Source organism: Proteus sp. LHD240705 (assembly GCF_047921555.1).
Taxonomy (GTDB): domain Bacteria; phylum Pseudomonadota; class Gammaproteobacteria; order Enterobacterales; family Enterobacteriaceae; genus Proteus.
Genome location: NZ_JBLRMI010000005.1, coordinates 111,841 through 131,302 on the forward strand (window position 1 = coordinate 111,841; position 19,462 = coordinate 131,302).

The 19,462-nt window shown below is 37.7% G+C and carries 19 protein-coding genes and 1 riboswitch; of the genes, 9 read left to right on the top strand and 10 right to left on the bottom strand.

Annotation, left to right across the window (positions count from 1 at the left end):
* Positions 1-2 precede the first annotated feature (2 nt).
* Positions 3-1,166 (top strand): glutathionylspermidine synthase family protein, encoded by a 1,164-nt coding sequence (locus ACNART_RS11360; RefSeq protein WP_109373065.1) that lies wholly within the window; start codon positions 3-5, stop codon positions 1,164-1,166.
* A 98-nt stretch (positions 1,167-1,264) separates the two neighbouring features.
* Here ACNART_RS11360 and ACNART_RS11365 read toward each other — a convergent pair whose 3' ends face one another.
* The 4 genes from ACNART_RS11365 to ribB form a co-directional block, all read right to left on the bottom strand.
* On the bottom strand, positions 1,265-1,585 hold the full coding sequence (locus ACNART_RS11365; protein ID WP_198626205.1) for a CcdB family protein: 321 nt from the start codon (positions 1,583-1,585) through the stop codon (positions 1,265-1,267).
* A complete protein-coding gene (locus ACNART_RS11370; protein WP_368927793.1) occupies positions 1,585-1,836 on the bottom strand; it encodes a type II toxin-antitoxin system CcdA family antitoxin in 252 nt (83 codons plus the stop codon). Before ACNART_RS11370 ends, ACNART_RS11365 begins: the two co-directional genes overlap by 1 nt.
* Positions 1,837-2,180: 344 nt before the next feature.
* Complete coding sequence (gene ygiD, locus ACNART_RS11375) at positions 2,181-2,966, bottom strand: 4,5-DOPA dioxygenase extradiol (protein WP_198620760.1); 786 nt, start codon at positions 2,964-2,966, stop codon at positions 2,181-2,183.
* A gap of 178 nt (positions 2,967-3,144) precedes the next feature.
* Positions 3,145-3,798 carry a 3,4-dihydroxy-2-butanone-4-phosphate synthase gene (ribB, locus tag ACNART_RS11380; protein ID WP_023582768.1) on the bottom strand — a complete coding sequence of 218 codons (654 nt, stop codon included), beginning with the start codon at positions 3,796-3,798 and terminating at the stop codon, positions 3,145-3,147.
* Positions 3,799-3,922: 124 nt separating this feature from the next.
* A riboswitch (FMN riboswitch) is annotated at positions 3,923-4,081 on the bottom strand.
* A 202-nt stretch (positions 4,082-4,283) separates the two neighbouring features.
* Here ribB and ubiK point away from each other — a divergent pair.
* Positions 4,284-4,604: a ubiquinone biosynthesis accessory factor UbiK gene (gene ubiK, locus ACNART_RS11385; RefSeq protein WP_198620759.1), complete on the top strand. Its 321-nt coding sequence runs from the start codon at positions 4,284-4,286 to the stop codon at positions 4,602-4,604.
* 101 nt (positions 4,605-4,705) lie between these two features.
* Here ubiK and ACNART_RS11390 read toward each other — a convergent pair whose 3' ends face one another.
* Both ACNART_RS11390 and ACNART_RS11395 read right to left on the bottom strand, forming a co-directional pair.
* Entirely contained in the window at positions 4,706-6,028 is a 1,323-nt protein-coding gene (locus ACNART_RS11390; RefSeq protein ID WP_349442856.1) for a 6-phospho-alpha-glucosidase, read from the bottom strand.
* Entirely contained in the window at positions 6,028-7,656 is a 1,629-nt protein-coding gene (locus tag ACNART_RS11395) for an alpha-glucoside-specific PTS transporter subunit IIBC (protein WP_368927794.1), read from the bottom strand. The genes ACNART_RS11390 and ACNART_RS11395 overlap by 1 nt, the downstream gene beginning before the upstream one ends.
* Before the next feature lie 301 nt (positions 7,657-7,957).
* On the opposite strand from ACNART_RS11395, the gene ACNART_RS11400 reads away from it, so the two are divergent.
* Positions 7,958-8,662 (top strand): GntR family transcriptional regulator, encoded by a 705-nt coding sequence (locus ACNART_RS11400; RefSeq protein ID WP_198632361.1) that lies wholly within the window; start codon positions 7,958-7,960, stop codon positions 8,660-8,662.
* 108 nt (positions 8,663-8,770) lie between these two features.
* Here the strand turns inward: ACNART_RS11400 and hldE are convergent, their stop codons facing one another.
* From hldE to ACNART_RS11415, 3 genes are all read right to left on the bottom strand, one after another.
* Positions 8,771-10,195: a bifunctional D-glycero-beta-D-manno-heptose-7-phosphate kinase/D-glycero-beta-D-manno-heptose 1-phosphate adenylyltransferase HldE gene (gene hldE / locus ACNART_RS11405; RefSeq protein WP_109373059.1), complete on the bottom strand. Its 1,425-nt coding sequence runs from the start codon at positions 10,193-10,195 to the stop codon at positions 8,771-8,773.
* Positions 10,196-10,290: 95 nt separating this feature from the next.
* Positions 10,291-13,131 carry a bifunctional [glutamate--ammonia ligase]-adenylyl-L-tyrosine phosphorylase/[glutamate--ammonia-ligase] adenylyltransferase gene (gene glnE / locus ACNART_RS11410; protein ID WP_368927795.1) on the bottom strand — a complete coding sequence of 947 codons (2,841 nt, stop codon included), beginning with the start codon at positions 13,129-13,131 and terminating at the stop codon, positions 10,291-10,293.
* 26 nt (positions 13,132-13,157) lie between these two features.
* Positions 13,158-14,081 (bottom strand): inorganic triphosphatase, encoded by a 924-nt coding sequence (locus tag ACNART_RS11415; protein WP_198620755.1) that lies wholly within the window; start codon positions 14,079-14,081, stop codon positions 13,158-13,160.
* A gap of 219 nt (positions 14,082-14,300) precedes the next feature.
* Here ACNART_RS11415 and ACNART_RS11420 point away from each other — a divergent pair, with 219 nt between their 5' ends.
* On the top strand, positions 14,301-14,921 hold the full coding sequence (locus ACNART_RS11420; protein WP_109373056.1) for a TIGR04211 family SH3 domain-containing protein: 621 nt from the start codon (positions 14,301-14,303) through the stop codon (positions 14,919-14,921).
* 26 nt (positions 14,922-14,947) lie between these two features.
* Entirely contained in the window at positions 14,948-16,186 is a 1,239-nt protein-coding gene (locus tag ACNART_RS11425; RefSeq protein WP_368927796.1) for a multifunctional CCA addition/repair protein, read from the top strand.
* On the opposite strand, the gene folB is transcribed toward ACNART_RS11425, so the two are convergent.
* Positions 16,187-16,537 carry a bifunctional dihydroneopterin aldolase/7,8-dihydroneopterin epimerase gene (gene folB, locus ACNART_RS11430; protein ID WP_099074474.1) on the bottom strand — a complete coding sequence of 117 codons (351 nt, stop codon included), beginning with the start codon at positions 16,535-16,537 and terminating at the stop codon, positions 16,187-16,189.
* A 104-nt stretch (positions 16,538-16,641) separates the two neighbouring features.
* Here folB and plsY point away from each other — a divergent pair, with 104 nt between their 5' ends.
* From plsY to ACNART_RS11450, 4 genes are all read left to right on the top strand, one after another.
* A complete protein-coding gene (gene plsY, locus ACNART_RS11435) occupies positions 16,642-17,298 on the top strand; it encodes a glycerol-3-phosphate 1-O-acyltransferase PlsY (protein ID WP_023582777.1) in 657 nt (218 codons plus the stop codon).
* Positions 17,299-17,738: 440 nt separating this feature from the next.
* A complete protein-coding gene (locus tag ACNART_RS11440) occupies positions 17,739-18,437 on the top strand; it encodes an RraA family protein (protein ID WP_198620752.1) in 699 nt (232 codons plus the stop codon).
* Between the two features lie 16 nt (positions 18,438-18,453).
* The gene (locus ACNART_RS11445) at positions 18,454-18,978 is read left to right on the top strand and encodes a prephenate dehydratase domain-containing protein (RefSeq protein ID WP_198620751.1); all 525 of its coding nucleotides are present in this window, start codon (positions 18,454-18,456) and stop codon (positions 18,976-18,978) included.
* Between the two features lie 78 nt (positions 18,979-19,056).
* Positions 19,057-19,455, top strand: a complete 399-nt coding sequence (locus tag ACNART_RS11450) for a cupin domain-containing protein (RefSeq protein ID WP_196532807.1) — start codon at positions 19,057-19,059, stop codon at positions 19,453-19,455.
* Positions 19,456-19,462 lie beyond the last annotated feature (7 nt).

Below are 19,462 nucleotides of genomic sequence, written 5' to 3' on the forward strand. Positions count from 1 at the left end.
CCATGAAACGCGAAAATATCATTGAGCGCCCAGATTGGCGTGAAAAAGCCACTGAATTTGGCTTTAATTTTCATACAATGTATGGCGAGCCTTATTGGTCTGAAGATGCTTATTATCAATTCTCAATGGAAGAGGTTGAAACGTTAGAAGAAACAACAGAAGAGTTGCATCAGATGTGCTTACAGGTCGCTGATAAAGTGGCTAATAGTGAAGAGTTGCTGACTCGTTTTCAAATTCCTCGTCACTGCTGGGATTTTGTACGTGATTCATGGAAATCATCTCAACCTTCGCTCTATTCACGTCTTGATTTAGCCTATGACGGCAAAAGCCCAGCAAAACTGTTAGAAAATAATGCAGATACGCCAACATCGCTGTATGAATCTGCTTTTTTCCAATGGATCTGGCTTGAAGATCAAGTCAACGCAGGTCGTTTACCGCAAAATGCCGATCAATTTAATAGCATTCAAGAGAAGTTAATTGATCGATTCGCAGAGCTTCGTGATCAATATGGAATGCGTTATCTGCATATGTCTTGTTGCCAAGATACTGAAGAAGATCGCGGTACGGTTCAATATTTACAAGATTGTGCTGAAGAAGCCGAAGTAACAACTGACTTTGTGTTTATTGAAGATCTAGGTCTAGGTGAACGTGGTGAGTTGACTGATCTGCAAGATCAGATAATCAGCAATATGTTTAAGCTTTACCCTTGGGAATTTATGTTCCGCGAAGACTTCTCAACTAAGTTAGCTGATGCGGGAATTCGTTGGTTGGAGCCATCTTGGAAGAGTATTATCTCGAATAAAGCATTACTGCCAATGCTTTGGGAGATGTTCCCTAATCACCCAAATCTGCTACCTGCTTATTTTTATGATGGTAAAGCACCTGATTCATTATCACGTTATGTTATCAAGCCACTGTTTTCACGTGAAGGTGCAAATATTCGTATTGTTGAAAATGGCAAAGATATTGCTGTTGCAGATGGTCCTTACGGTGAAGAAGGCTTTATTGTTCAAGATTTCCATCCACTACCAAAATTTGGTGATAGCTATACATTAATTGGTAGTTGGTTGGTTAACGACCAATCCGCAGGTATTTGTATTAGAGAAGATAGAGAGCTTATCACTCAAGATCTCTCACGCTTCTATCCACATATTATTTTAGATTAATAGAAATCTTAAAATTATATTGAGCACCTTATTGCTTATAAGCAGTAAGGTGTTTTTTATTGCAAAAATCTTTCCATTTTGATGATTTCAATATATGACTATATTCCAGAAATAATCATATCCATAGCAGACACAATCGCTGTATGGATCTCCGGCTTAATACACACGATATCAGCTGTTCTTAACTTATTCTTTGCCACGACTGTTATAGATTTCGTCATAACAACATATTTCTGATTATCTATTTCAATAATGGGTGTCAATATTTCTACTTGAGAATTCTTATATGATAACTGGGTAATCGGTATAATAACCCGAGAATCAATATCACTTAGTAGCTCATTTTGAATATCAATAAAATAAGGGTACTGTTCTTTCGATTTAAGGGATTTATTACGATATACCGTATATTGAGACATTAAATAACCCCATATTCATCATCATCAGTAAACAACCCCATTTCCTGTTCAAATTCATTAAGAGCTTGGATGCCATTTTTGTTTTCCGCTTTCCACTGTTCTCGCTTTTTTTCACGAATTGCATCAGATAACATTTGATCGAGTGTTGCTGATAAATTAATTCCAAGCGCTCGCGCTTCATCCACCAATTTTGCAGTTAGATACACATTAACTCCTCGTTTATCTTTTTTACTCATTACCAATGTTTTCATTATAAACTCCATTTATGCGCATCATTTATGTGCATAAGTGTAGAGCAGATAATTATCAACATCAAACTAGAGATATTCAAAAAAACATAATTGACTTATTTAATAGAATATAAAAAGCATTCATTGAATAGTAATGAAGCTTATCAGACATTTATCCAAATAAAAATAAAATCAATATAAACAAAAGGTTAAAATTATTTGTTATATCTATATAGAAAATTGGAAAGGTCAATAACGAGGGAAATATAATGAGTCGATACATTATATTTAATATAAAAAAGGTCAAATTCCACAAAAGTGCATTTGACCTTTAGATATTATAAATTAGTTTTTATTGAACAATCTTATCCAATTTGAAATGTCATCATACTGAGCGATTTATTAACGATATCATTATTTAGCAACGTTACTTTTTCACCTTCCTGTTTTAAACCTAATAGGTATAACGCGGGTAAAAAATGCTCTGCTGTTGGATGTGACAATCGTCCTTCTTCCGTTGATAAAATCGTAAAGAGGTCAGTTGGCTCTTTGTCACTTTGCAAGCTACTTTCTATTGCTTCACTAAACGAAAGTGCCCAAGGATAAGGCGCTGCATCACTGTTTTGCCAATCCATCATTCTTAAGTTATGAACAATATTACCGCTACCAATAATTAAGACACCTTCTTTACGTAGTTCAACTAATTTTTGACCTAATTCATAATGCCATTGTGCCGATTGACGTGCATCAATACTTAATTGAACAACTGGGATATTGGCATTCGGGTACATTTTTTCAAGTATTCCCCAACTTCCATGATCGAATCCCCATTGATCCATATCGAGTTTTAATTTAATCGGATCAATAAGATCTTCAATCAGCGCTGCTAAACCTATTGAGCCTCGCGCTGGGTATTCTATTGCATACAATTCTGGTGGAAATCCATAAAAATCATGAATTGTCTTTGGTTGCGACATTGCTGTTACATAAGTTCCATCGGTATACCAATGGGCTGAAATCACTAAAATCGCTTTAGGTTGAGGAAGCGTTTCCCCTAATTTTGACCAGAGGCGAGTATATGTATTATCTTCTAATACATTCATTGGACTACCATGCCCAATAAACAGCGCTGGCATCATTTTTGTTTCCATAAACCACCTCTTATGGCGAGTGTTCTTATCACATAAGCATACTGCCTTCTTACTTGAAATATAGTCAAAGAAGTATGAAATAGTTATTCAAAAAATATGAAAAAAGCCACCTAAGTTTCCTTAAGTGGCTTGATATAAGTGTGTGTGTGTTTTCAGTGTCGTTTATAACATGTTAATTTCAGCCAGCTTTTTTCTCCTCACGAAGACGATAAGCCACTAAATCTTCAATAGTTAACACTGGCATATTGTGCTTTTTAGCAAAAGTGATCACTTCTGGTGCTCTTGCCATTGTGCCATCATCGTTTGTTAACTCGCATAACACTGCAACAGGTTTAAAACCGGCTAAAGTTGCTAAATCAATCGAAGCTTCAGTGTGTCCGCCACGCGTTAACACACCGCCAGGTTGAGCACGTAATGGGAATACGTGACCTGGACGATTTAAATCACTTGGTTTTGCATTATCAGCTGCCGCTGCACGTACTGTGGTTAAACGATCTGATGCTGAAACACCCGTTGTAACCCCTTGTGCCGCTTCAATTGTTACCGTAAACGCGGTATGAAAATGACTGGTGTTATTTTCCACCATCATAGGCAAATCAAGTTGTTGACGGCGTTCTTCTGTAATGCATAAACAAACAATGCCACTACCATGACGAATAGACATCGCCATCTGTTCTGTGGTCATAGTTTCTGCTGCGAAAACCATATCGCCTTCATTTTCACGGTTCTCGTCGTCGAGCACCATCACGCCTTTACCAGCACGAAGGGCTTCTAGAGCAAGTTCAACACGCTCAAATGGATTACCGAATTCGGAAAGTAGCGTCTGATTCATGGTAAAAAAACCTCAATAATTAATGAAAGTTACCAGAATCAGGGCAGTCTTAGGAGTGGATCTCTGCTTAATAAACACACAAGCAGAAACAACAGGAATGGATACAATGATCCTACTGATGCTATTTTATTCTCTCCCATCCAGACTTTAACTGTCGGCTCCAGAATCACACTGGATCTGCTGACCTTTGCATTACAATGGCAACACAAAGCGCTCGCGGGCTTTACCTAAATTTTAGGTATCTACCGCCGGTGGGGACTTACACCCCGCCCTGAGATTAACGGTGAAACTATACGCTTTAAAATTATAAGAGGCAATCATCAATCGGTGACAATCTTTGTTTCATCACATTATCATTTTATGACATACGGTTATTTAACGATTTATAATAAAAAAGTAACAATAATCTTGATATCTGGTTTAATTCCCTCTGCCCTCATATTACACTTAGCCTCAGCTTTCTATTTTATTTGTGAGGACTCCCCATGTTGGACCCGAAAAAACTTGAACAAGTCGCGCGCCAAATCCAAAACGTTCTGCCACAAGGCATTAAAGATTTTGGTGATGATATTGATAAAAAAATCCGCACTGTTCTGCAATCTCAATTAAACAAATTGGATTTAGTCAATCGCGAAGAGTTTGATGTACAAACTCAAGTCTTATTACGTACTCGTGAAAAACTTAATCGTTTAGAACAACGTTTAAATGAGCTAGAAGCGGGTCTGCTTGCAAAACCTCAAGCTGAAGTTGCTCAAATTGAAGACGTTGAAATTGTGGTAGAGGCGCAAGCTGACAATAAAGCTTAATTCGTTCACTTTATTGCTGATTTTGATTTAGTAATAAAGCAAAACCCTGTATCTCACAAAGACGCAGGGTTATTTTTTATACACAACAAGTCAATTGATCACTATTTTAACTCTGGCCAATAGTCTTTATTAACTTCAATTAAATCATCTAAAATTGCTTTTGCGACAGTCGCACTTGGCACCGTTTTGGACATTGTAATAGCCTGCCACAGTTTCAAATATGATTTTTCAATCCATGCTTCTACCACTAATTTTTCAACTGCAACTTGCTGACTCATCATCCCTTTTTGGAATAATGGAATTTTGCCCATCACTAACGGCTCTGGCCCGTGACTTCCGACAATGCAAGGGATCTCAACCATTGCATCAGGATCAAAATTAATAATTGATCCATTATTAGGAACGATCAGTAACATTCTTTCTTGAGTATTAAATGCGATCGCCGTTGCGAGATCGACAATATAAGAGGCATGTTCATCTATCTCAAGATGACCCGCTGATGATTTACCCGCTGCCGTAATGGCACGACAAGCACTGAAAACATTCTTTTCTCTGTGCTCCATCACTTCATTCGCACGCGTATGGTTAGGATCAGAATGCTCAACAACATAATCAGGGAATAGATAATATTTAAGATAAGTATTTGGCATCGTATCAGGATCTAATGCCCACACATCTTTTGCTTTACCGAATGTATCATTCCAGCTTGCTTCAACAGGCTCCCCTGCCACTTTTGGAATATATCCATGTTCAGCAACATGCTTACGGATAACGGGTAATAAATCATTACCTTGCAAATCTTCAATTTGTGTCCACCAGCCAAAGTGATTTAAACCATAATAACGGACACGCATCTCTTTACGTGACTTTAATCCTGCAATTTGTGCCATGCGTGATTCAATACCAATTGGCATATCGCAGATATTTAAGATTTTTGCATTTGGTTTTAAACGGCGGGTAGCTTCAGCGACAATAGCTGCTGGATTAGAATAATTTAGCATCCATGCATTTGGTGAATGTTTTTCCATATATTCAACCAATTCTAACACGCCGCCAATAGAGCGCATGCCGTAAGCAATACCACCAGGCCCACACGTTTCTTGCCCTAACACACCGTGACGTAAAGGAATTTTTTCATCTTTTTCACGCATTGGGTATTTACCGACACGAATATGTGCCATAACAAAATCAACATCAGTAAAAGCTGTTTTAGGATCAGTGGTATAGCAAAATTCAATATCAGGTGCTTTTTCAGTAAGAATAATTTCACACGCTTTAGCAATAGTTTCTTGCCGCTCGGCATCATTGTCATAAAATTTGATGGCTCTTAATGGAAAACGCTTTAAATTTTCCAATAGCATCAAAATAATACCGGGTGTAAATGTACTACCGCCACCTGCAATTACGACTGAGAATTTCTTCATTATATAGCCTCCGACAAGGTGATTTTTTGTGTATCTTCTTTCATTAATTGTTCAATTTGGTCTCTCACTTGAGAAACGTGTAGCCCGATAATAATTTGTAATGCATGACCTTTGCGCACCACACCATGTACACCGAGCCCTTTAAAATAGGCATCTGTTTCAACTAGTTCGCTATCTATCACTTCAATGCGTAAACGTGTTGCACAGTTATTTAAAGATTTGATATTTGCACTTCCACCTAAGCCATCGAGAATGCCTTTAGGTAGTGCCAACTTTCGGTCTTCTTTTGCCGATTTGGAATTATCTGAAGCCTGTGACTTTTTATTTTTATAATCTTGTTTGCTATAGAGTTTGATCTCTTCGTCGTCTTCTTCACGACCAGGTGTTTTTAAATTAAGTTTGATAATTAACGTTCTAAACACCACAAACCAAATCATTGTAAAAGTAAGGCCGATGACTATCTGTGTAATAATCATTCCGTAATGGTTATGAAACATTGGGATCCAATTCATAGGAAGGAAATTATCGATGATCCCACCGCCCATATTCCCAACAACCCCAAAGTGATAGAGGGTTGTGGCTAGTGTGGCAGCTAATACGGCATGAATGGCAAATAAGAGAGGTGAGATAAATAAGAACGTGAATTCTAATGGTTCTGTTATTCCCACAAATACAGCGGTCAATGCAGAAGGTATAAGTAAGCCAGCAATTTTAGCTCTATTTTTAGGTGCAGCCGTAAAATAAAGAGCAAGCGCTATACCAATAGAACCAAAAACTTTGCTATTACCATGTAGTGCAAAACCACCTTCAGGAAATAACTCTTTTAAAGATTGGGTACTTTGACTGAAATATTGCATATTTTGAGCCCAATCAACTTGAATACCATGTTCAGTGACTGCTGGGCCGAAAATAAAAGGTCCGTAAATAAAGTGATGTAAACCAGTAGGAATTAAAATACGCTCAAGAAAGGTATATATCCAAACACCCAAAGAGCCTGATTCAACCATAAATACTTGCAAAGATTGAATACCAATTTGCACTTTAGGCCAGAAAAATAACGTTATCCACGCTAACGGTAACATCATAAAAAAACTAATTAATACGACATAAGATGTTCCTTGAAATATCCCCAAAAATACCGGAAGTTGTTTATCGAAATAACGATTATGAATACCCGTGACAATACCAGCGATAATAATTGCGCCAATAATACTGGTATCTAATGTTTTAATACCAGCAATCATTGTAAGACCACTATTTCCACCAACTTCATTTGTAAAGTCCACGCCCAAATAACAGCCCCAAACAATTCCCATTGCATTAATAAAATAATTCCAAGTGAGAAAACTCACCATAACGGCAAGGCAAGCTCTTGCTTGTGCAGTTTTAGCTAAACCTATTGGTAAACCAATTGCAAAAATAAGAGGCATATTACGAAAAACAGTCCACCCTCCTTCTTCAATAATATGAACAATTTGAGCGAATAAACTATCGGGTCTTAATAAATCTTCACTAATAAATAATGGATTCTGTAATAGAATTGCAATGCCTACAACAATACCTGCAAAAGGAAATAGCAGGACAGGGGTAAACATGGCTCCACCAAATCTTTGTATTTGACTGAGCATAAAAATATCCTCTTATTTACTGCTACTGAAATGACACGCTTTTTAATTTATTTTTATTCTGTGAAATTAGATTAGATTCTTTTCTCTTTATTCTCTCATCTCAAATGAACTATTCGTGATCTGATTCATACTAATCTTTCACACTAAGTGATCTACTTTTTAGTTAAAAGACAGATCATTTTTTATTTTTTGATAACGTTCACATTTTAAAGGTATAAATGATTATGCTATATATCAAAAGATTAGATTCATATAAATTAAATAGAATAAGCTAATTTTTATAATAAAAAGAGGTATAAAAATGATCTATAAAGACATTGCAAAAAGCCTAAGAATTCAAATAAATTCTGCTGGATATCAAATTGGCGACCCACTACCCGCAGAAAAAACATTAGCGCAACAATACAACGCATCAAGAATGACAATACGTAAAGCAGTAGATTTATTAGTTATTGCAGGATTATTAGAACGAAAACATGGCTCAGGGACTTATATTAAAGAAAAAGATGTTCATCATGAAAATGCTAGCCTAAAAGGCTTTGTCGAATTAATGGCAAATACAGGGCACAACGTAAGAAGCGAAGTGGTAGAGTTTAGTGTTATTCCCTGCCCTTTATCTATTTCTAGCAAATTACGTATTAATTCAAATGAACGTATATTTTATTCAAGACGAATACGTTTTGTAGACAACAAACCGCTTATTGTTGAAGACAGTTATATGCCCGTAAAATATTTTAGTAATTTAACATTAACGCACTTAGAAGGATCTAAATTTGATTTTATTGAAAATGTTTGCCAAATAAAAATAGCGGGAAGTTACGAAACATTCCACCCTATCATGCCAGATAACAATATTTGTCAATTATTAAAAATAGAGAATAACATTCCCATATTAAGGCTCAGCACATTATCATACAGTATTCATGGTGATTATATTAATTACTCAATAATGTATAGAAACACCCAAGATTATATTGTTGAATATCATTTAAAACGAGAACAATAATCATTAATATAAAATAATATTGAAACTTTAATATTAATAATTAGATTTATTGTTATAAGAGCAAAAAAAAGCACTCCGAAGAGCGCCTTTCATTTTTTATAAATGCCATTATTTCTTTTTAATCGCATTAATAATATTTGTTGTAGAAATGCCGTCTTCAAAATTCAGCACTTTTACTTCACCACCTGCTGCCCAAACTTCTTTGCTACCTGCAATATCTTCAGGCTTATAGTCGCCACCTTTAACTAAGATATCCGGTAATACAGAGGCAATTAAGCGCTGTGGTGTATCTTCTTCAAACGCAACAACCCAATCGACGGCACCTAATGCGCCCAACACAGTCATACGCTGTTCTAATGGGTTAACAGGACGACTTTCACCTTTTAAGCGCTTAGTAGACGCATCACTATTTACCGCAACAATAAGGCGATCACCTAATTTACGTGCATTCGCTAAATAGCTAACATGCCCTGCATGAAGAATATCAAAACAACCATTTGTCATCACAATACGCTCACCGCGCTGACGCGCTAATTCGACGGCTTGTTTTAATTGTTCTTCTTCCATCATGCCAAACCCGTTATCAGCTCGACCACGAATAGCATTTTCAAGCTCAATAGGTGATACCGTTGATGTCCCTAATTTACCCACAACAACGCCTGCCGCTGCGTTAGCAAGGAAACAGGCTTCACCTAAAGGTTTGCCAGCAGCTAAAGAGGTTGCTAATACGCCAATTACTGTATCACCTGCCCCTGTTACATCATAAACTTCTTGGGCTTGGGTTGGTAAATGCAATGGAGCTTCATTAGCACGCAGTAAGCTCATTCCTCGCTCTGAGCGAGTGATCAGCAACGCTTCAAGATCTAAATCTCGAACTAATTGAGTCCCTTTTTCCACCAGCTCATCATCAGTTTTACAAACACCAACCACTTGTTCAAATTCAGACATATTTGGCGTTAATAGCGTCGCACCGCGATAGCGTTCAAAATCTGATCCCTTAGGATCGATTAATACAGGTACACCCGCTTTTTTTGCCAGTTGGATCATCTCTTGAACATGAGAAAGTGCCCCTTTGGCATAGTCAGATAAAACCAATGCGCCAATAGAAGGTAATGCTTGCTGAATACGTTCATAAATAGGTTGAGGATCAACATTGCTAAATCCTTCTTCAAAATCAAGACGGATTAATTGCTGATTACGTGAAAGTACACGTAATTTTGTGATCGTTGGGTGTGTCGCAACAGAGACAAAATCACAACGCACATTGACCTGATTTAATGTATTGCTCAATGCTTTTGCGGCTTCATCGATACCTGTTAAACCCACTAAACGCGAATTAGCACCAAGAGACGCAATATTCATCGCAACGTTTGCTGCACCACCTGGTCGCTCTTCTGTGGTATCAACTTTAACCACTGGCACTGGGGCTTCTGGTGAAATTCGACTTGTTGGGCCATACCAATAGCGGTCTAACATGACGTCACCGACAACCAACACATTGGCTTTATTAAAATCCGGTAGCGTTACTTTCATCCCATACTCCACATTTATTTTCAAAATAAGCCGAAATAATACCATAACTTGTTAAGCAAAAAGAGATACACATAAGACTTCATGCCAACAAACCATTACTCTTGTTCACCAAGCCACTTCAATTTGCTTTTTAATACACACTCTCGCTCTGCGATAAAACAATGATTATCCACAATGGCAGGTAATGCTTGTAGCGCCAGATGATGTAATTCATTACGCAATGTGACATAAGCATGTGTTAAAGCGAGAGCTTCATCTTCATCCATCACTTGATGCTTTGCCATTAACTCAAAAATACGCACATTATCAGACCAACGAGTTAAACCTGGGTATTGGTGAGAAAAACGCAATACTAAATATTGCGCAATAAATTCAATATCAGTAATACCGCCAGATGAGGTTTTTAAATCAAACTTATCGGCTTGCGTTGGTGCAAGATGTTGCACCATTTTTTTACGCATATCGCGTACTTCATTTTGTAACACATCAGCATCACGAGAAAGGCATAACGTTTCATGACGAATACGTGAAAACATCTGTTGTAATTTATCATCGCCATAAATCATTCTAGCGCGAATTAAAGCTTGATGCTCCCAAGTCCAAGCTTCATTTTTCTGATATTCATCAAAAGCTTGAATAGTACTAACCAACATACCTGATTCACCCGAAGGACGTAAACGCGCATCGACTTCATACAACACGCCAGAAGATGTTCTGGTACTAAACAAATGGATAATACGCTGTGCTAAACGCAGATAAAACTGGCGAGCATCAATCTGTTTTGCCCCTGTTGTCACAGTGTTTATTGGACAATCTAATAAAAAGACCAAGTCCAAATCAGAGCTATATCCTAACTCCCATCCCCCCAATTTACCGTATCCAATCACCGCAAAACCCAGCCCATCACGATGAGCTAAATGTTCAGGTTCACCATAACGTTTCACCATATATGACCAAGCTTGATGAACAACAGCATGAATAATAGCTTCCGCTAAATACGTTAAGTGATCGCTAACCTTCATTACTGGCAATACACCTGTAATATCTTCAGCGGCGATACGTAGTAATTGGGCTTGCTTAAACTGGCGTAATGCTTCTAATCGTTGCTCTTCATCTTCTTCTGGTACACGTAATAAATATTGGCGTAATTCATCACGATACGCATCTAAAGGCAGGGGTTGATAGAGAGAATTAGGATCAAGTAATTCGTCCAATAGTAAAGGATGAAGCGCTAATTGTTCAGCGATCATCGGTGATGCCGCACAAAGTCGTATAACATGCGTTAAAACTTCATCCGATTCTTGCATCAACTCTAAATACGTTGTACGACTCACAATGCTTAATAGCAAAGGCGTCACGCGTTGTAGTGTCACTAAGGTAAGGGGTTGCTGGCAAATTTTAGCCAATAGTTTTGGCATTAAGGCATCAAGAACATCGCGTCCTCTTGGCCCTATTGTTCGCTTGCCAATATCTTGGCGAAAATTCTGCAACGTCTGATTTATTGCCTCAAGCGCTTCACTGGTTAATGTTTCATGAAATAATGACGATGTTTCAGGCAAGCGACCAAGTAACCAAAGACGCTTAAATTCAGAGATATCGTCTTCATCATCGTTTTCGTCTTCTTCACCGATTAATTGCGTGAAAATAACGGAAACAGCCTGCATCTTGTGGTTAATTTCTTGATAAAGCGCTTCCCAATCATCAAATCCCATTGCCAAAGTCAATCTGGCTTTATCTTCTTCACTTTCAGGTAAGGTTTGGGTTTGTTGATCACCAATAGACTGTAAAAGATTTTCTAATCGGCGAAGAAAAAGGTAGCTTTCAGCCAATTGTACCGTTTCTTCTGCGGTGAGTAATTCAAGTTTCGCAATAACGTTAAGCACCGTTAACAATGAATTGCTTTGAAGCTCAGGCTCTCTACCACCACGAATTAGCTGAAAAACTTGCGTAATAAATTCGATTTCACGAATACCACCAGAGCCTAATTTTATATTATCAATCATGCCACGACGACGAACTTCACGACTTATCATGGATTTCATATTTCTAAGTGATTGAATAACACTAAAATCAATATAACGACGATAAACAAAAGGACGCAACATTTGGCGCAATACTTGGCAATACTCTTTCTTTTCTGCCCCTAAAACGCGTGCTTTGATCATGGCGTAACGTTCCCAATCGCGCCCTTGCTCTTGATAATAATCTTCCAGTGCCGCAAAGCTCATTACCAAAGGCCCACTTTCGCCAAAAGGACGTAACCGCATATCAACGCGGTAGACAAAACCATCAATAGTATGCTGATCCAGCGCTTTAATCAGCTTTTGACCTAAGCGCGTAAAAAACTGCGCATTATCTAATTCTCGTCGTCCACCTTGTGTAAACCCATTTTCAGGATAGGCAAAAATTAAGTCGATATCAGAAGAAAAGTTAAGTTCAAACCCACCTAGTTTTCCCATTCCTAAAATCAGTAATGGCTGAGGTTTTCCCCCATTATCACAAGGCGTTCCCCATTGTTGGCAACATTGCTGATAAAGCGTATCTCTTGCGCCACAAATTAATGTTTCAGCTAATACGCTCAAATGTTTTAGCACACAAGGAATATCGGCTAATTGAAAAAATTGTAGCCATGCAATGCGCACTAATTGTTGATGACGAAATTGGCGTAAAACTCGCATAACGTCATCTTCATTATCAATATCGGCTAATTTTGCTGTCAATTGAGGCTCATAACTCTGCCATTCCACACTCGTTGGCGGATTTTGTCTGATATCAGTCAACCATTGAGGATTAACGCGCAAATGCTCTGTTACAAAGGGGCTAAAAGCAAAAAACTGTTGTTCTTGTTCACTAAAAGGCGCTAACGCATTCAATTGAGAAGAGAACCCACACTGTGCTTTATTCCACAATTGTTGAAATACACCGATAACAGACATAAATAGACTCTCAAGTTGTCAGGAAATTAAGCAATAGACAGTAACCATGCCATAGAAGATAACTTAAAATTCAACCATAAAACATGATAATAGTCGGTTGCTGTTGTAAATGTTAACGGTGAAATCGCATTGAGTGATTGTTCCATAGATCTAGGCAAATCAGACTGTTTTTTGCACCAATCTGAAAATAATGCCAACATGGCAGGCATGGTAATTGTCGGTGGCGTCGGATTGGCAAAAATCGCTTCTTCTAATGCCTGTATCGCACTTAACCATTTAGTCAATTGCTGAGCCGTTGTATCACTAGGAGAAAGATTCACCACACTCAACGATAATGCAGGTTTATCTTTCGCCAAATAATAGCCTCGAGCCGCCTTACTGCGAGAAGCAAGACGCAATCCGCCCTTTTCACCTAAATAAGTCGCTAATGCGATAACATCTGACACATTGCCTTTTTTGAGTTCTAACTCGAACTCTTCAATGGGCAACTCATATTGATGAGTGCGAATAGCACCTTTATCTAACACCACTTCAATTTGGCTATTTTGAAAATCCACCAGCCAAATTTCACGGTAAAAGTCCGTATTAAACAGCACATCAAGTTGAGACTCTAATTGTGTAAGGTCGGTATTTTCAGGCCAGATTTCTGCTGGGAATCGTGCTAGATCTAATTTAGGTTGTTCTAATTCCACGTTATATTCTGGACGTTGATGCAAACCAGCAACGACTTTACCAGCAGTTTTAATTGTCATTTCATAACGTTCATCAACACCACGAATACGCAGCCCCATATCCCAGCGACGAATTTGATTATCTGCGGTTTCAAAGTAAAGATTAGTCAGCTTTTTGGGTGCAGTATGCTGATGAGGTAGAGTCAGAATGCGCTGAATAATGTGAGGAATAGCGGCAGGTATGGCACTCATTTTGAGTTCAGTTTCTAATTGGCTCATTCTATTTCCCTTAAGTAAATCAATTGATTAGTAAAATATTTGACGCATTTTCATTTTGCAAGTGATAGCCTAATAACAATAATGAATAAAAGGCAGATTATCCCTATATTCTACCAGTTAAGACTGTTCTCATTCTGGTTTACTATTTGCTTACGCAAACTTTACTCTTTAGTATCAGTAAAAATATTCTCTTGTATAGATAAAAAAGTTGAAAACATAATGCGAAAATTACCCTTACTTTTTCTTTCCTTACTTGGCTTAGGCTTTTCTCTGAGCTCACACGCAGAAACTCGTTATGTTTCCGATGAATTATCCACTTATGTGCATAGTGGACCAGGAAATCAGTATCGAATCGTTGGCTCTTTAAATTCTGGCTCAACAGTCACCGTACTTTCTCGTAATGCAGCAACGGGTTACGTACAAATTAAAGACGATAAAGATCGTACTGTTTGGATACCTGAAAGCCAACTGAGTGCTCAGCCAAGCATGCGTACTCGCATTCCTGCGATGGAAAAAGAGATCCAAACACTGCGCGACAAACTGGCGAATATCGACCAAAGTTGGAATCAACGTACAATAGATATGCAAAATAAAGTTTCAAACAGTGATGACATCATCAATGGCTTGAAAAAAGAAAATGAACAAATGAGAACTAAGCTCGCTGTCGCAGAGAAAAAACTCGATTTTGCTAATCAACAATTAGATGACAGACAACGCGATATCATCTTACAGTGGTTTATGTATGGTGGTGGTGTTGCTGGTGCAGGTCTTGTCTTTGGCCTGATCCTTCCACATATTATTCCGCGTCGTCGTAAACGTAATGATCGTTGGATGAACTAATATCCAACCAAAGGAACAGTGATCCCGTGAATATATACCTTGTTGGTGGCGCTGTACGCGACCAACTGTTACAGATGCCAGTAAAAGACAGAGATTGGGTTGTTGTTGGTGCAACACCTCAAATGCTATTACAACAAGGCTATCAACAAGTAGGCAAAGATTTTCCTGTTTTTCTTCATCCAGATACTCATGAAGAATATGCCCTTGCGCGTACAGAACGAAAATCAGGCTCAGGTTACACGGGATTCACTTGCTATGCAGCACCCGATGTCACATTAGAAGACGATCTTGCGCGTCGTGATCTCACCATTAACGCTATCGCTTATTCCGTTGATGGCGGATATGTCGATCCTTACCACGGCATAGATGACATCAATGCGAGACAACTTCGCCATGTTTCTGAGGCATTTTCAGAAGATCCGTTAAGAGTTTTGCGAGTTGCACGTTTTGCGGCACGGTTTGCGCCTTTAGGATTTAATGTTGCACCTGAAACACTGCAATTAATGAAGACGATGGCACAAAGTGGTGAGTTAAATACACTGACTGCTGAACGTGTTTGGAAAGAGACTGAAAAAGCCCTTGAGAGCCCCGCGCCTCAAGTCTATTTTGAAGTTTTACGTCAATGTGGTGCTTTAAGCGTTCTTTTTCCTGAAATTGATGCTTTGTTTGGTGTACCTGCTCCTGAAAAATGGCACCCAGAAATCGATACTGGCATTCATGCCATGATGGTACTTAATATCGCCAGTCAATTAACAGACGATATTGCGGTACGCTTTAGTGCCTTATGCCATGATTTGGGAAAAGGATTAACACCTCCTGAAAATTGGCCTCATCATCACGGTCATGGCCCTGCGGGTGTGCCTTTAGTTGAAGCCTTGTGTCAACGTTATCGTATTCCTAATCATATCCGTGATCTCGCGCGTTTAACGACAAGATTTCATGATCATATCCATCGTATTGATAGAATGCGCCCCTCTAAAATAATCCGCTTATTTGATGCTATTGATGCATGGCGAAAACCAGAACGTGTTGAACAACTTGCAATGGTGAGTGAAGCGGATGCGAGAGGACGTAAGGGCTTAGAAAATATTGCTTATCCACAACGTGCGTTTCTTTGCCAAGCTTTCCTTGTTGCAAATAATGTGGATATTAAGCCAATCATTGAAAGTGGATTAAAAGGCAGTGCAATACGAGATGCGCTAACCAAGCAACGAGAAGTCGCGATTATAAAATGGAAATCGCGACTTAATCAGGAACAGCGCTAATTAAGCTTTACGCTCAATAATCACACCTACATTTGTGGCTTGTGCAACAGCTCCTGGTTTCGCTAATTTAATTTTTACTCTTGGTACAGCAAATTGCGTTATCAATAGCTGTGCCACTTCTTCAGCAACACGTTCAACTAATTCAAAACGTCGAGTCTCAACATAGTCAATAATTGCATTGCTCACACTGGCATAATCTAAACAATGAACCACATCATCAGTTTGGGATGCGCGTTTGTTATCCCATTCCATTTCGATATCGAACACTAATTTTTGTTTTATGGTTTTTTCCCAATCATAAACACCGATTGTGGTTATTACTGATAATTGCTCAATAAATACGATATCCATCACGTCATCTCTTATTTTTTCTGCTCATCGGATACCACTTCCGATGAAATATGCGTATTATCCATACATGCTTAACGAACTTACATAAACATTGGAGAATACAAATGAGTGCTAACGCACTTGGAATGATCATCTTCGCCTACTTGTGCGGCTCAATCTCCAGCGCGATATTGATTTGCCGACTGGCAAGACTCCCTGATCCAAGAAAATTTGGCTCTGGCAATCCCGGAGCAACCAACGTCCTACGTATTGGAGGAAAAGCAGCCGCGGCAGCCGTTCTTATTTGTGACGTCCTAAAAGGGATGATCCCTGTTTGGCTCGCCTATTACTTAAATGTGCCTCCTTTTTACCTCGGTATTGTCGCAATAGCAGCTTGTCTAGGTCATATTTATCCTGTTTTTTTCCACTTTAAAGGCGGAAAAGGTGTAGCCACTGCATTTGGTGCTATCGCTGCCATTGGTTGGGATTTAAGTGGGCTTATCGCAGGAACGTGGTTACTCACCGTCTTACTGAGTGGCTATTCATCGCTTGGTGCGATTATCAGCGCACTCCTTGCCCCTTTTTATGTTTGGTGGTTTAAACCAGAATTCACTTATCCCGTTGCTTTATTATCATGTCTGGTACTTTACCGTCATCACGACAATATTCAACGTTTATGGCGTGGTCAAGAGAGCCGTATCTGGCATAAATTAAAGAAAAAGACTGAAAAAACAGAAAAAGAGATCATTCAAGAAGCTAAAGAGCAAGAAAAAGAAGATTAACCTCCTTTGCCCAAATGTCATAATAAAAAAAGCTACCTATTAAATTAATAAGTAGCTTTTTTTCTCTTTAATATAAACTTAATAAATTAATTATCCCTAATTTTAATTGTAATTAAAAGTCATTTAAATAATAGTTAGCAGCATATTGCCTTAAAATAAACATGACAGTTTTATTAAAATAGAATTAACCATAGAGGTTAATTAAATTAGAAAACAAAAATCAACCCCAATTAATATTAACCAATAAAAATTATAACAACAATTAAATAAACAACATTAAAGTTATTATTAAAATTAAATAATCAACATAATCATCGAACTATATTAAATTCATCTTTTCCAATAACAAATTACTTGAACAACCATTAATTTACATCTATTAATTAATACGAGCCCAAAAAACAACAATTATTTAACCATCCATTTTATTGGAGTAAACTATGTTTGTAAAAATAGATAAAAATATAATTAACTCAATAAAAAAAATGAAGTTAAGTACATCAACATTGGTTGATATTCTTGATGGGTTAGGAAAAACAACCGTCCTGAATAGTCAATTAAGAAGTATTAATCTAGAAGATTTTTATTCCGTAGCCCAAGCTTATACAGTTCAATGGAAATTAATAAGGAAACAAAAATCTATTTTAGAAAAACAACCTTCAACTTGGGAGCAAGTAAGCCCTTTTTTAGTTCCTGAATTAACAGATGCCAAAGGATTAATTTATATTGCTGGTGGGTATGAATTAATCACAGAAGCGGCTCTTGCAGGTGGAATGAGCTGTACTTATTTTGAAAAGCTCGGATTTGACGCCATTATTCTAGGTGGAGCTGTACGCGATAAAAATGAGCTTATGGATTTAACAATTCCAGTTATTGCCACCAATCTTACTCCCACAGATACACAAGGAGCCTACCTTGTGAGTGAGACTGGAACCCATTGTACTATTGAATACTCAACTATTTATAGTGGCGATCTAGTAATTTCAGATCCTAATGGCACCGTAATTATTCCCTTAAACCTCGTTGATAAAGTACTAGAAGAAGCAAAAAAAATTCATAGCATTGAAAATAGTATGCTAAAGAAAATCAAACAAGGGGAACGCTTACCTGAGCTAATTAACACAACTGGTCGTATATAATTGAGGCTTCATAAAAATGATAAATATTCATACTTTAGGGCCTTCTGGAACAAACTGTGAAAAGGCCGCACATTACTGGTTAAATAAAAATAACCAACAAGGTAATATTATTCTTCATCCTACGTTAGAAACCGCAGTGAAAGAGATGGAGAAAAGTCCAAATAGTGTTTTGTTAGGTTGTATTGTTTATCCCTATTTACATAATATTGTTTTTAGTAATCTTTCATTTATTAAATTAACCGACTGCTTTGTTATGGACACTCATAATATGTTGTTTGCTAGTCGATTTAACAATATTAATGAAATAAAAAAATTAGGTTCTCATCCTGCACCTAAAGATCTCTTTAATAAAATTAAAGAGCTCGACAATATTGAGAAAGAACTTTTCAATTCTAATAGTGAAGCAGCTTTACAATGTAGCTTAGGAAATGTTGACGGTTGTATTACAACATTAAAAGCCGCTAATAAATATCACTTAAATATATTATATGACTTTGGCCCAGTGCCAATGGGATTTTCCATTCATTCAAAATTGAATTAATCATTGATTACATTTCAATTAACTATCTATGAATTATTCATTAATGGGATATTATTTTTAAATAATGAGGAAGAAAATATGAGCTTATATTTGTCTGATGAAATGATTTCTTATGATATGGATTTAAATCGCAATGAAGGTGAAGAAAGTAAAATTCAAGCCAAATTTATTCATGGCACTGATTTTACAATTGCATTTTGGACATTTAAACCTAATGCCATTATTCCAGAACACAAACATGAGCATGAAACAGCCACAACAATATTAAAGGGCTCGCTCAAACTCACTGTTGATGATCGCATCGTTTATTTACATGCTGGTGACTCTTTTATTATTCCCTCTTGGGCTGTTCACCACGCTATCGCACTAGAGCCTTCTGAGGTTATTGATGTGTATACCCCAGTAAGAGAAGACTATGTGGCGAGACAAAATGGCGTTATCAAAACCTATTTAGAGACCTCTCAACCACAAGAATAAGTGTGTA